The sequence below is a fragment of the Sulfitobacter aquimarinus genome, from assembly GCF_040149565.1.
Classification (GTDB): Bacteria; Pseudomonadota; Alphaproteobacteria; order Rhodobacterales; family Rhodobacteraceae; genus Sulfitobacter; species Sulfitobacter aquimarinus.
Window position 1 is genome coordinate 33690 of sequence record NZ_JBEFLO010000004.1, and the last position, 11907, is coordinate 45596.

At 59.9% G+C, this 11907-nt stretch carries 11 protein-coding genes; 7 read left to right on the plus strand and 4 right to left on the minus strand.

Annotated elements, in window-relative coordinates; translation table 11 throughout:
• Positions 1 to 40 precede the first annotated feature (40 nt).
• Both ABMC88_RS09585 and bmt read right to left on the minus strand, forming a co-directional pair.
• Positions 41 to 739, minus strand: coding sequence for a corrinoid protein (locus ABMC88_RS09585; protein ID WP_349576658.1), 699 nt, complete (start codon positions 737 to 739; stop codon positions 41 to 43).
• A gap of 182 nt (positions 740 to 921) precedes the next feature.
• The gene (gene bmt / locus ABMC88_RS09590; protein WP_349576659.1) at positions 922 to 1932 is read right to left on the minus strand and encodes a betaine--homocysteine S-methyltransferase; all 1011 of its coding nucleotides are present in this window, start codon (positions 1930 to 1932) and stop codon (positions 922 to 924) included.
• A 210-nt stretch (positions 1933 to 2142) separates the two neighbouring features.
• On the opposite strand from bmt, the gene purC reads away from it, so the two are divergent.
• The 5 genes from purC to ABMC88_RS09615 are packed head-to-tail and all read left to right on the plus strand — an operon-like array spanning position 2143 to position 6999.
• On the plus strand, positions 2143 to 2904 hold the full coding sequence (gene purC, locus ABMC88_RS09595) for a phosphoribosylaminoimidazolesuccinocarboxamide synthase (RefSeq protein WP_349576660.1): 762 nt from the start codon (positions 2143 to 2145) through the stop codon (positions 2902 to 2904).
• Between the two features lie 52 nt (positions 2905 to 2956).
• Entirely contained in the window at positions 2957 to 3187 is a 231-nt protein-coding gene (purS, locus tag ABMC88_RS09600) for a phosphoribosylformylglycinamidine synthase subunit PurS (protein WP_349576661.1), read from the plus strand.
• The gene (gene purQ, locus ABMC88_RS09605) at positions 3187 to 3855 is read left to right on the plus strand and encodes a phosphoribosylformylglycinamidine synthase subunit PurQ (RefSeq protein ID WP_349576662.1); all 669 of its coding nucleotides are present in this window, start codon (positions 3187 to 3189) and stop codon (positions 3853 to 3855) included. Before purS ends, purQ begins: the two co-directional genes overlap by 1 nt.
• A 35-nt stretch (positions 3856 to 3890) precedes the next feature.
• Complete coding sequence (locus ABMC88_RS09610) at positions 3891 to 5660, plus strand: sensor histidine kinase (protein ID WP_349576663.1); 1770 nt, start codon at positions 3891 to 3893, stop codon at positions 5658 to 5660.
• 4 nt (positions 5661 to 5664) lie between these two features.
• Positions 5665 to 6999 carry a sigma-54-dependent transcriptional regulator gene (locus ABMC88_RS09615; protein ID WP_349576664.1) on the plus strand — a complete coding sequence of 445 codons (1335 nt, stop codon included), beginning with the start codon at positions 5665 to 5667 and terminating at the stop codon, positions 6997 to 6999.
• Between the two features lie 56 nt (positions 7000 to 7055).
• Here the strand turns inward: ABMC88_RS09615 and ABMC88_RS09620 are convergent, their stop codons facing one another.
• Positions 7056 to 7349, minus strand: a complete 294-nt coding sequence (locus ABMC88_RS09620) for a hypothetical protein (protein WP_349576665.1) — start codon at positions 7347 to 7349, stop codon at positions 7056 to 7058.
• A 575-nt stretch (positions 7350 to 7924) separates the two neighbouring features.
• Between ABMC88_RS09620 and ABMC88_RS09625 the strand changes: the two genes are divergently transcribed.
• Complete coding sequence (locus tag ABMC88_RS09625) at positions 7925 to 10720, plus strand: Rne/Rng family ribonuclease (RefSeq protein WP_349576666.1); 2796 nt, start codon at positions 7925 to 7927, stop codon at positions 10718 to 10720.
• A 71-nt stretch (positions 10721 to 10791) separates the two neighbouring features.
• Here the strand turns inward: ABMC88_RS09625 and ABMC88_RS09630 are convergent, their stop codons facing one another.
• Positions 10792 to 11037, minus strand: a complete 246-nt coding sequence (locus ABMC88_RS09630; protein ID WP_349576667.1) for a sulfurtransferase TusA family protein — start codon at positions 11035 to 11037, stop codon at positions 10792 to 10794.
• A 72-nt stretch (positions 11038 to 11109) separates the two neighbouring features.
• Between ABMC88_RS09630 and ABMC88_RS09635 the strand changes: the two genes are divergently transcribed.
• A complete protein-coding gene (locus ABMC88_RS09635; protein ID WP_349576668.1) occupies positions 11110 to 11862 on the plus strand; it encodes a cytochrome c biogenesis CcdA family protein in 753 nt (250 codons plus the stop codon).
• Positions 11863 to 11907: the final 45 nt, after the last annotated feature.

Below are 11907 nucleotides of genomic sequence, written 5' to 3' on the forward strand. Positions count from 1 at the left end.
ATGCAGGGCCTTGGGTTTTCTTGACTTTGGCGCTTCGGCCTTAGGCATTCTGGCTGTTGTGTTTGCGGCCAACCCATTCTTTGGCTGTCTCGACTGCAACGGCCGCGTCGCGGCAATAGGCGTCTGCGCCGATGGCTTTGCCGAACTCTTCGTTCAATGGCGCGCCGCCGACGAGAACGATATAGTCGTCGCGGATGCCTTGTTCGACCATCGTGTCGATCACGACTTTCATATAGGGCATGGTTGTGGTCAGCAGAGCGGACATGCCAAGGATGTCGGGGCCTTCGGCCTCCATCGCTTCGAGGTATGCCTCGACCGAGTTATTGATGCCAAGGTCGACGACCTCGAAACCCGCGCCTTCCATCATCATCCCGACGAGGTTTTTGCCGATGTCGTGAATGTCGCCTTTGACGGTGCCGATGACCATTTTGCCCACACGGGGCGCACCTGTTTCGGCCAGCAGCGGCTTGAGAATATGCATCCCGCCCTTCATGGCGTTGGCGGCCAGCAGTACTTCGGGCACAAACAGGATACCGTCGCGGAAGTCGGCGCCGACGATGGTCATCCCACCGACAAGTGCCTTTGTCAGAATATCGTAGGGCGCCCATTTACGCTCTAGCAAGATGTTCACACCTTCTTCGATTTCCTCTTTGAGGCCATCATAAAGGTCATCGAACATTTGCTGGACCAGCTCTTCATCGTCGAGTTCCGACAGGATGATTTCGTCTTCGTCAGACATGGCATTCCCTTTGCTTATGGGCTTTTTGTTTAAGGGGCCTTTGTTAAAGAACCCTGAGGCCGTACTGCGTCAAGTTTTGTCAGACTGCGGCCCAAATACTAAACCAATTGCGACCTCAAAATGCCGTGGCGCGACGTGTTGGGGCGCATATGCGTGCGAAATCGGGTGCAAGACCGACTTGCCTAGGAGCGGCGGCGGCTGCGGCGCGGGGCGCGGGTAGGGCCTGCACCGTCCGTGCCGTCACTGGCGGATGAAAACGCGCCAAGCGCTGCGACAATTTCTTCCAGATCGGGGGCCGATCCTTTCGGCGTGGAATCAAGGGCTTCGCGCATCTTCTCAAGGTGGCCCGGCATGGTGCCACAACAGCCGCCGATGATTTGCGCGCCGCAGTTGCGCGCCATCAGCGCATAGGTCGCCATCAGTTCGGGCGTGCCGTCATAGTGGATGTGGCCTTCGACGTATTTGGGGATGCCTGCGTTGCCTTTGGCGACAATCGGCGTGTCGGTTTTGCCCGCAAAGCCCAAGACCGTGCGCAACAGATCAGACGCCCCTGTGCCGCAGTTGGCCCCGAACGCCAGCGGCGCGTTATCCATACCCGCGACCATTTCCGCCATACCTTCGGAGGTCATGCCCATCATCGTGCGCCCTGCGGTGTCAAAGCTCATCGTGCCGACCCACGGCAGACCTGCCAGCGCGAACCCTTCGGCGGCGGCCGCATATTCTTCGGGGGCCGAGATCGTCTCTAACCATCCGACGTCGGCACCGCCTGCCTTCAGGCCATCGGCTGTCTCGTGGAACATCTCGACGGCGGTCGCGTGGCTGAGCGTGCCGACAGGCTCCATAATTTCGCCCGTGGGGCCGACCGAGCCTGCGACGATGACTTTGCGTCCTGCGGTATCGGCAACCTCGCGGGCAATCTCGGCGGCGACGCGGCTTAGCTCATGCGCGCGGTTTTGCGCGTTGTGCAATTTAAGGCGCGAGGCATTGGCCCCGAAACTGTTGGTGAGGAACAGATCGGATCCCGCATTTACAGCGCCGCGGTAAAGCTTTGTGATATTCTCGGGTTTGTCGGTGTTCCAGAATTCCGGCGGCTCACCTGATTCCAACCCCATGTTGAACAGGTTGGTGCCTGTGGCGCCATCGGCCAGCAAAAAGGATTTTTCGGCCAGCAGATCGATCAGGGGATTGGACATATGAAGTCTCCGGATAAGGGTTAAGTGCTGTTTTCATAGGCGCCGCATGTTGGCAAATTCATAATCTTCATCACAATTATGAATGTGGGTCATGGTTTCTTGCGCACGCAGGCGTCGCTGGATGCTTGCAGCACTGGACGCGGTACACTATGAGACGCGATAACAGGGATGCGGGACTGCCCCGCGCCCATCCTCAAACAGGGGACGCCCATGGCCCGCCGCAAGAAAATCTACGAAGGCAAAGCAAAGATTCTCTATGAAGGCCCGGAGCCGGGCACCATTGTGCAATACTTCAAGGATGACGCGACAGCATTCAATGCCGAGAAGAAAGCCGTGATTGATGGGAAGGGTGTGTTGAACAACCGCCTGTCCGAATATTTCATGACCGGCCTGAACCAGATCGGGGTGCCGACGCATTTCATCAAAAGGCTCAACATGCGCGAGCAGCTGGTACGCCAGGTCGAGATTGTGCCGCTTGAAGTGATCGTGCGCAATTATGCCGCTGGCAGCATCGCAAAGCGTTTGGGGCTGGAAGAAGGCACACAGCTGCCGCGCCCCGTTGTTGAATACAGCTATAAAGACGACGCGCTGGGTGATCCTTTGGTCAGCGAAGAACACATTGCCGCGTTTGGCTGGGCCAGCCAGCAAGACATGGACGATATTCTGAGCCTCGCGCTGCGGGTCAATGATTTCATGTCAGGTGTTATGTACGGCGTTGGCATCAAGCTGGTGGACTTCAAGATTGAAGTCGGCCGGGTGTTTGACGGCGATTTCCAGCGTTTGATCGTTGCCGACGAAATCTCGCCCGACAGCTGTCGTTTGTGGGACATCGAGACGGGTGAGAAGCTGGACAAGGACGTGTTCCGCCGCGATCTTGGCTCGCTCACGGATGCCTATACTGAAGTGGCCAAGCGGTTGGGCGTGATGCCCAAAAGCTCTACGCCGATTACAAAACCAACGCTGATCAACTGACGCTGCTGTCGGATTGAGTTTAAAGGCAAAATAAAGAAGAAGGTGTCGCGCTATGAAAGCTCGGGTGCATGTAATGTTGAAGAATGGTGTGTTGGACCCGCAGGGCGAGGCCGTGCGCCACGCGCTGGGGGCGATGGGCTTTGACGGTGTGCAAGGCGTGCGGCAGGGCAAGGTGATCGAGCTGGACCTGGCCGAGGGCGCGACCGAGGCTGATGTGACACAGATGTGCGAGAAGCTGTTGGCCAACACGGTGATCGAGAGCTACTCGGTCGAGGTGGTGTGATGCGCGCTGCGGTCGTCGTATTCCCCGGTTCAAACTGTGACCGCGACCTTGCGGTGGCGTTTGAGCAAGCGGGCGCGGATGTCACGATGGTCTGGCACAAGGACAGCGATTTGCCCGATGGCATTGATGTTGTCGGTGTTCCGGGCGGATTTTCTTATGGTGACTATTTGCGTTGCGGGGCGATTGCGGCGCAGTCGCCTGTGTGCAAATCGGTGGCGGCACATGCCGCGCGTGGCGGCTATGTGCTGGGGGTCTGTAACGGCTTTCAGGTGTTGACCGAGACAGGTTTGTTGCCCGGTGCTTTGCTGCGCAATGCGGGGTTGAAGTACATTTGCAAGACGGTCGGTTTGAAGGTCGAGACTTCGGCATCGGACTATACGGCCGGATATAACGCGGGCGACGTGATTGATATTCCGATTGCGCACCATGATGGCAATTATTTCGCTGACGAGGCGACGATCAAGCAGTTGCAAGACGATGACCGCGTGGCCTTTACCTATACCGACAACCCCAACGGGGCGCAGGCTGACATCGCGGGCATTCTGTCGGACAACCGCCGCGTGCTGGGCATGATGCCTCACCCCGAGCGGGCAGCGGATGCCGGGCACGGCGGCACCGACGGGGTGGCGCTCTTCCGCGCATTGGCGGGTGCTTTGACCACCGCGTGACTTGAGCGCACGGCACCCTGTGATAGGGTGCCGGCATGAGCCGTAATCAATCCCTGACGACACCGACATGGCAACCCGCCGCGATCAGCTGGCGGGTGAGGGTCGCCCTTGTGGCGCTGCTGGTGCTTGCCATTGTTGTGGTGTCCGTCACCAACCGTGTCCTAACCGAACAGTTCACCGAGACGACGCGCAACCGTGCCGAAGTGCGGCTTGCTCTTTATGGCGGCAACCTTCTGGCCGAGTTGCGCCAGAACGCCATTGTTCCGCAGCTGTTGGGCCGTGACCCGACCCTGATCGCGGCCTTGGAAAGTGCGGATTATACCCTGTCGACCCAGCGGCTGATCTCATTCGTGGACGAAATCGGGGCCGCATCGCTGATCTTGCTGGACACCGACGGGCGCACAGTTGCGGCGACGGACCGCAACTGGCTTGGGACAAACTTCCGCTCCGAGCCATATTTTGTGGATGCCATCCGCGCCAGCTCAACGATCTTTAGTGTCATGCAGCGCGAAACAGGCGATTACCGGTTTTACTATTCGCGCCGTATCCAGAACGGAGGCAACACCCTTGGGGTGATCGCCGTTGAGGTGGACCTTAAAAAGTTCGAGAGATCGTGGGCGGGCATTTCGGAAGCCGTGATTGTGACGGGCAGCGACAACCAGATCCTCCTCTCGACCGAGCCGCGCTGGCGGGGCCAGACCGAGAAGCAAGCGCTGGCGATGCAAACTCCGCAGAACGCGATCGAGCGGGCGATTCAGGCCACCTCGGATTGGGGGGCCTTACCGCCCGATGCCTATTTGCAAGGTGAAGCGGTGATGCGGCTGGATGCCAAAATCAACTTTCGCGGGTGGCAAATCGCCAGCTACACCACCTATGCGAGCGTGCGCGAGCGCGTGAATGGCGTGCTGGCGCTTGAGGTTATGGGATTCGCGATCCTTCTGGCGCTGGCGTTTTACTTTTTGAGCCGCCGCACCGCGGGCCGCGCTGCGATTTTCCAACGCGAGTCGGCAGAACTTCGCGCACTTAACGTAGCCTTGCAGCGGGAAATCGCTGAACGCGTGCGCATGCAAGAGACGCTGGCCGTGGCCGAACAGACGCTTGAACAATCCAACAAACTGGCCGCTTTGGGCGAAATGTCCGCCGCTGTCAGCCATGAGTTGAACCAACCGCTTGCGGCGATGAAGACCTATCTGGCGGGGGCGCGGCTGTTGCTGAACCGCAACCGCCCCGACGAGGCACTCAGCTCGTTCGGGCGGATTGACGACCTGATCGAGCGGATGGGCGCGATCACGCGGCAGCTGAAATCCTATGCCCGCAAGGGCCAAGAGGTGTTTTCGCCCGTGAACATGGCGGATGCTTTGGCTGCGAGCCTCAGCATGATGGAGCCGCAGCTGCGCCAGCGTCAGGTGCAGATCGCACAGATCCTGCCTGACACGCCTGTTTATACCCTTGGCGACCAGATGCGGATCGAACAGGTTTTGGTCAACCTCTTGCGCAACGCGCTTGATGCCACCAAGTCTGAAAGGAACCCCCGTGTGGACATCCTGCTGAGCGCAGGAGAGACGGCCACATTGACCGTGCGCGACAACGGCCCGGGGATTGAGGACTTGGACGCGCTCTTTGAGCCGTTCTACACTACGAAACTACCCGGCGACGGGGTGGGGCTTGGCCTTGCCATCTCATCGGGGATCGTGAGCGATCTTGGCGGGCGTCTAACGGCGCGTAACGGTCAGGGGGGCGGCGCGGTATTTGAAATGCAACTGCCCATCTACAACGGATCGGCAGATACACAGGCGGCGGAGTAAAGATATGGCACAGGCAATGAAGATCGCGATTGTCGATGACGAGAAGGACATGCGTCAGTCCATCAGCCAGTGGCTGGCCTTGTCGGGCTATGACACCGAAACCTTCCCCAGCGCCGAAGACGCGCTGAAGGTGTTGGGGCCGGATTACCCGGGCATTGTGATATCGGACATCAAGATGCCGGGCATGGACGGGATGCAATTCCTGAAAAAGCTGATGGGCAGCGACAGCGCGCTTCCCGTGATCATGATCACGGGCCACGGCGATGTGCCCATGGCCGTCGAGGCGATGCGCGTGGGCGCGTTTGATTTTCTGGAAAAGCCGTTCAATCCCGACCGCATGAGCGAGCTTGCTAAAAAGGCCACCGCCTCGCGCCGATTGGTCATGGACAACCGTTTGCTGCGCCGCGAGCTGTCGGATGGCAGTCAGTTGATGAAAAAACTGATCGGGCAAAGCCCTGTGATGGAGCGTCTGCGCGAGGACATACTCGACCTCGGTCAAGCCGACGGTCACGTGCTGATCGACGGCGAAACGGGCACGGGCAAAACGCTGGTGGCCCATGCGCTGCATGCAGTCGGCAGCCGTGCGGGCAAGAAATTCGTGCTGGTCAGCGCATCGGCTTTTGAGGAGGACGCGCTGGCGAAACGTCTGTTCGGCCCGATGCAGCCCGAGGATGCGCAACTGCCCGCGATGGAAGAAGCCCGCGGCGGTACGCTGGTGCTGGAAGATATCGAGGCCCTGTCAGAGCCGCTGCAAGCGCGTCTGCTGTCGGTCATCAACGAACAAGGCACGCCCGCCGAGACGCGCATCGTCGCCATTTCGAACCTGCAAGAGGCGGGGCGCACCTCGGAAGACGTGCTGCGGTCCGATCTGTTCTACCGTCTGGCCGCCTTGCGCATCACTGTGCCACCATTGCGCCAGCGCGGTGAGGACATCCTGACCCTGTTCACCCGCCTCAGCGACCAGTTTGCGGATGAATATGGCTGTGACGCGCCACAAGTGACTGCACAAGAGGCCGCGCAATTGCTGCAAGCGCCGTGGCCCGGCAATGTGCGACAGCTCATCAACGTGGCTGAACGTGCCGTCCTGCAATCGCGCCGCGGATCCGGCACTATCGCCTCGCTGCTTATGTCCGAACATGACGAGATGCAGCCGGTCATGACCACCGAGGGCAAGCCGCTCAAGGAATACGTCGAAGCCTTCGAGCGGATGTTGATCGACAACACCATGCGCCGTCACAAAGGCTCGATCGCGAGCGTGATGGAAGAGCTGTGCCTGCCGCGCAGGACCCTGAACGAGAAGATGGCGAAATACACGCTGTCGCGGTCAGACTACCTTTAGAGACAAAAAAGGGGCGCAGATGATGCGCCCCTAATCCGTAAATCGCCTGCGGCAGATCAGCTGTCCATTTGGTACAGCTGCGTTGCCTTGCCGTCATCATCGGTGCGGCACATCCAGCGGTCGGACGCACCGATGACATCAATGATATACTGGTTCACTTCTACCACGGGCAGCGTGGCGTTCTGCTGTGCAGGGGCGCCGACCTGATCCTTGACCGCTTTTACACAGGTCCGGTTGGCACGCGCATCACGGCGCACATCGGGGTCGGGATCAAATTCAGCCGGATCACAGGCGGCAAGGGCAAGGGTGGCCATGCAAGCAAGCAGGGCAGGGCGCGTGAGGAATCGCATATTGTCTCCTAAAGTGCAGCAATTGGTGCGCGTGCACCTTATTGTTTCGGGAAACCCTAACCATAAAATACCGCAACAGCAACACATGCCAATCCCCAAATAGCGGGCAATTTACAAGGTCTTTTCACCCTAAATTTGCGTTTAAGGGCAATTGGGTGTGATTGCCCATTGTGTTCGGCCCCTCCGTGCATTTATCTGTAGGGATGTGCCCGCCGCGCAATCCGCGTGTGAGTTCGGGCCATGAGATGAGTTTCGCTGACACCACAGGGCCAACAGCCCGTTTGGATCAGACCGATAATGCCGGAAACGGCAGTGAGATGCTGATGGAATGGGACGGCTAACCGCCCAGCTTTCCTCGGCTTTTAATGGATACGCGGCGCGCACTGCACATGCAGGACGCGCACCCCGTGTCGGAGAAGAACCGCGATGACGCGCGCACAGACTGATACCAGTTCGGAAGATGGCCTTTGGGGCCACGCCGCTGCGCCGTCACCCATCGCCCTGACAAGACACATGGCCCATCGTGCCGCTCCCCCCGGGGGGCGCGTGCGACTGCGCCCGTGCAAAAGAGTAATATGCCTAAGAAGATGCTTATCGATGCCACCCACGCGGAGGAAACCCGCGTTGTTGTGGTTGACGGAAACAAGGTCGAGGAATTCGATTTTGAATCAGAGAACCGCCGCCAGCTAGCCGGCAATATCTACCTCGCCAAAGTGACACGGGTTGAACCGTCGTTGCAGGCGGCGTTTGTAGATTATGGCGGAAACCGCCACGGCTTCCTTGCGTTCTCGGAAATCCACCCTGACTACTACCAGATCCCCGTAGCCGACCGTGAGGCGCTGCTGGAAGAAGAGCGTGCCTATGCCAAGGCCCAGGCCGCCAAGGACGACGAAGAGCCAAAGCCAAAGCGCCGCTCGCGGTCACGCAAGCCAAAAGCCGAAGAGGCCGTCACCGAGGACGCAAAGACCTCCTCCGAGATTGACGGGATGGAGACTGTTGACCTCGACGAGGCAGAAGTGCCCGAAGGGGAGGCCAGCTCTCCCATGGAGCGTGTGCCGGAAACACCTGTCGAGACGCCAGACGCCAATGACGACAGCACCGCTGACGACAGCGCGGATGAGGACGAGGCCGAAGAGAACGGTGCGGACGCCTCTGCCAAGGACGATTCGATCGAATCCGTCGCAGACGAGGACGATAGCGACGACATTCGCCCCGTGCGCAAGCCACGTCCAAAACGCTATAAGATTCAAGAAGTCGTCAAAGTGCGCCAGATCCTGTTGGTGCAGGTCGTCAAGGAAGAGCGCGGCAACAAGGGTGCTGCCCTGACCACCTATCTGTCGCTGGCGGGCCGCTACTGTGTCTTGATGCCCAACACCGCGCGTGGCGGTGGCATCAGCCGCAAGATCACCAACGCCGCCGACCGCAAAAAGTTGAAAGAGATCGCGCAAGAGATCGAAGTTCCGCAAGGCGCCGGCCTCATCGTGCGCACGGCGGGTGCCAAACGCACCAAAGCCGAGATCAAGCGCGACTATGAATATCTGCAACGCATGTGGGAACAAATCCGCGAGCTGACGCTGAAATCCATAGCACCCGCGAAGATTTATGAGGAAGGCGACCTGATCAAACGCTCGATCCGCGACCTGTATAACCGCGAGATTGACGAAGTCTTTGTCGAGGGTGAGCGCGGCTACCGCATTGCCAAGGACTTCATGAAGATGATCATGCCGTCCCATGCGAAAAACGTGAAACGCTATGAGGAAACACTGCCGCTTTTCGCCCGCTATCAGGTCGAAGGGTATCTGGCAGGCATGTTCAACCCGACGGTACAGCTGCCCTCGGGTGGGTACATCGTGATTGACGCGACCGAGGCTTTGGTCGCCGTCGACGTCAACTCGGGCCGCGCCACCAAAGAAGGCAGCATCGAGCAGACCGCGACCAAGACCAACCTTGAGGCCGCCGCCGAAGTGGCCCGCCAGCTGCGCCTGCGCGACCTTGCGGGCCTGATTGTCATCGACTTCATCGACATGGACGAGCGGCGCAACAACACCGCCGTTGAAAAGATGATGAAAGACAAGCTCAAGACCGACCGCGCACGCATTCAGGTGGGCCGCATCTCGGGCTTTGGCTTGATGGAAATGTCGCGCCAGCGTCTGCGCCCCGGCATGATCGAGGCAACGACACAGCCGTGTCACGCGTGCCACGGCACCGGCCTGATCCGTTCGGACGACAACCTTGCGCTGTCGATCCTGCGCACAATCGAGGAAGAAGGCACCCGCCGCCGCTCGCGGGAGGTGCTGATCAAAGCGCCAATCGGGATCGCCAACTTCCTGATGAACCAGAAACGCGAACATATCGCCCATATCGAAGCCCGCTATGGCATGAGCGTCCGCGTCGAAGGGGACCCGCATCTTATCAGCCCCGACTTCTCGATGGAGAAGTTCAAGACGGCCACCCGTGTTGTCAGTACCTCTGCGCATGTCGTGTCCGTCGACACGTCCCTGATGGATGAAATCGACGAGGCAGACGCCGCCGCAGCCGAAGCTCAAGAAGCCGCCGACCGCGCTTCCGAGGCGCAAACGGCCAACCCCGAGCATCCCGCCACGGATGACGGGGAGGCCAAGCCAAAGCGCAAGCGTCGTCGTCGGCGTCGCAGCCGTGGCGGTCGGTCCTCCACGGATGAGAACAGCACAGACGACAACGGCGCGGAAGCAGCAACGACTGATGAGACTGCTGCCACCGAGGCACCGGATACAGCCGCCGCGTCCGATGACGCACCCGCTGCCGAGGCGACGGAAGAGACCGCAAAGCCCAAGACCCGCAGCCGCTCGCGCAGCCGCAAGCCTAAAGAAGAGGCCGTGGCAGAGGAGGCTGTAGCAGCCGATCCCAAGACAGACGCGCCAGTCGCGGCTGAAACTGAAGCAGTTGAAGAAAAGCCCAAGCCAAAGCGCACCCGTGCGCCGCGCAAGACAAAGGCGGTGATCGAAGCGGAAAAAGCGGCGGCAGCAGCCGAGGCCGCGGGTGAAGCCCCCGCCGAGGCGGAAGCGGACCCCGAGGCAAAGCCCGCAACCAAAGCAAAAGCCGCGCCCAAGCCACGTGCGCCGCGCAAACCGCGTGCCACGACCAAAAAGGCGGCCGAGGTAGAAGCAGAAACGCCTGCTCCCGCGCTAGAGGCCGAGACGCCAGCGCCAGAAGTAAAAGCCGAAGCACCAGCACCAGAGGTAAAGGCAGAAACGCCAACACCAGAGGTAAAAGCCGAGGCGCCAGCTCCTGAGCCGGCACCGGAACCTACGCCCGAACCGGCACCAGAGCCTGTGGCCGAGGAACCGGCCAAGCCGCGCCGAAAAGGCTGGTGGTCACTGGGACGCGGCTAACGCGGCTCTGACGCATAAAACGCAAAAAGGCAGGCCGCAACGCCTGCCTTTTTTCTTGCCTGACGGTAGGATTACGCGGTCTTTTCAATCAGATAGATTTGCACATCGCCGTCCTGACTGCTTTCGAGCAGGACATGCCCCGCCTGCGCACAAAAATGCGGCACATCAATCACCGCCGCAGGATCATCGGCCCGCAGACGCAATTGCGCACCTACCTCCAACCCCGCCAGACGTTTGCGGGCTTTGAGAACGGGCAGGGGGCACAGCAGCCCCGTGGCATCAAGATCATGTATCATGCCCTGCGATGTAGGCCGCATGTTACAGCCTGTCCACAACCTTGTGACCCTATGGCAGGTGACGCGCCTGCACGCAGGGTATAACCAAGTCCCATGATTGGAATCGACCTTATCGACGCGAGCCTTCTGCCCGCCATGACCATCGCCCTTGTCGCGGGGATCGTCAGCTTTCTGTCGCCTTGTGTGCTGCCCATCGTGCCGCCCTATCTCGCGTATATGAGCGGGGTCAGCCTGAACGACATGGGGTCGCAAGCCTCGGCGCGTCGGCGTGCGATCATCGCGGCGCTGTTCTTTGTTATGGGGCTCAGCACGGTCTTTCTGATCCTCGGATTCACGGCGTCGGCGTTCGGCGCGTTTTTCCTGCAAAACCAGATATTGTTCAGCCAGATTTCGGGCTTGGTGGTCATCATCTTCGGTATCCACTTCCTTGGTATCTTTCGCATCCCTTTCCTTGACCGCGAAGCGCGGATGGACGCGGGCGACAAGGGCGGCTCGTCGTTTGGTGCCTACCTTCTTGGCCTTGCCTTCGCCTTTGGCTGGACGCCCTGCATCGGCCCGCAACTTGGCGCGATCCTGTCGCTTGCCGCGTCCGAGGCATCGGTGACACGCGGGACGCTGTTGCTGGGCATCTATGCGCTGGGTCTGGGTATCCCCTTCTTGCTGGCCGCGATGTTCATGACCCGCGCCGTAGGCGTGATGAACCGCCTGAAACGCCACATGAAAACGATTGAGCGGTGCATGGGCGTGCTGCTGTTGATTGTGGGCATCGCGATGCTGACCGGCGCGTTTTCCACCTTCAGCTTCTGGCTGCTCGAAAGCTTTCCCGCCTTAGGGAACCTTGGCTAGGGAAAAGCCTTACTTTGGCCCATCTCCCGCGCTAGCATGGGCCAA

Coding starts and splice junctions, on each gene's coding strand:
- ABMC88_RS09585 (WP_349576658.1), bottom strand. CDS start 739: ATGTCTGACGAAGACGAAATCATCCTGTCGGAACTCGACGATGAAGAG.
- bmt (WP_349576659.1), bottom strand. CDS start 1,932: ATGTCCAATCCCCTGATCGATCTGCTGGCCGAAAAATCCTTTTTGCTG.
- purC (WP_349576660.1), top strand. CDS start 2,143: ATGGCCCGCCGCAAGAAAATCTACGAAGGCAAAGCAAAGATTCTCTAT.
- purS (WP_349576661.1), top strand. CDS start 2,957: ATGAAAGCTCGGGTGCATGTAATGTTGAAGAATGGTGTGTTGGACCCG.
- purQ (WP_349576662.1), top strand. CDS start 3,187: ATGCGCGCTGCGGTCGTCGTATTCCCCGGTTCAAACTGTGACCGCGAC.
- ABMC88_RS09610 (WP_349576663.1), top strand. CDS start 3,891: ATGAGCCGTAATCAATCCCTGACGACACCGACATGGCAACCCGCCGCG.
- ABMC88_RS09615 (WP_349576664.1), top strand. CDS start 5,665: ATGGCACAGGCAATGAAGATCGCGATTGTCGATGACGAGAAGGACATG.
- ABMC88_RS09620 (WP_349576665.1), bottom strand. CDS start 7,349: ATGCGATTCCTCACGCGCCCTGCCCTGCTTGCTTGCATGGCCACCCTT.
- ABMC88_RS09625 (WP_349576666.1), top strand. CDS start 7,925: ATGCCTAAGAAGATGCTTATCGATGCCACCCACGCGGAGGAAACCCGC.
- ABMC88_RS09630 (WP_349576667.1), bottom strand. CDS start 11,037: ATGCGGCCTACATCGCAGGGCATGATACATGATCTTGATGCCACGGGG.
- ABMC88_RS09635 (WP_349576668.1), top strand. CDS start 11,110: ATGATTGGAATCGACCTTATCGACGCGAGCCTTCTGCCCGCCATGACC.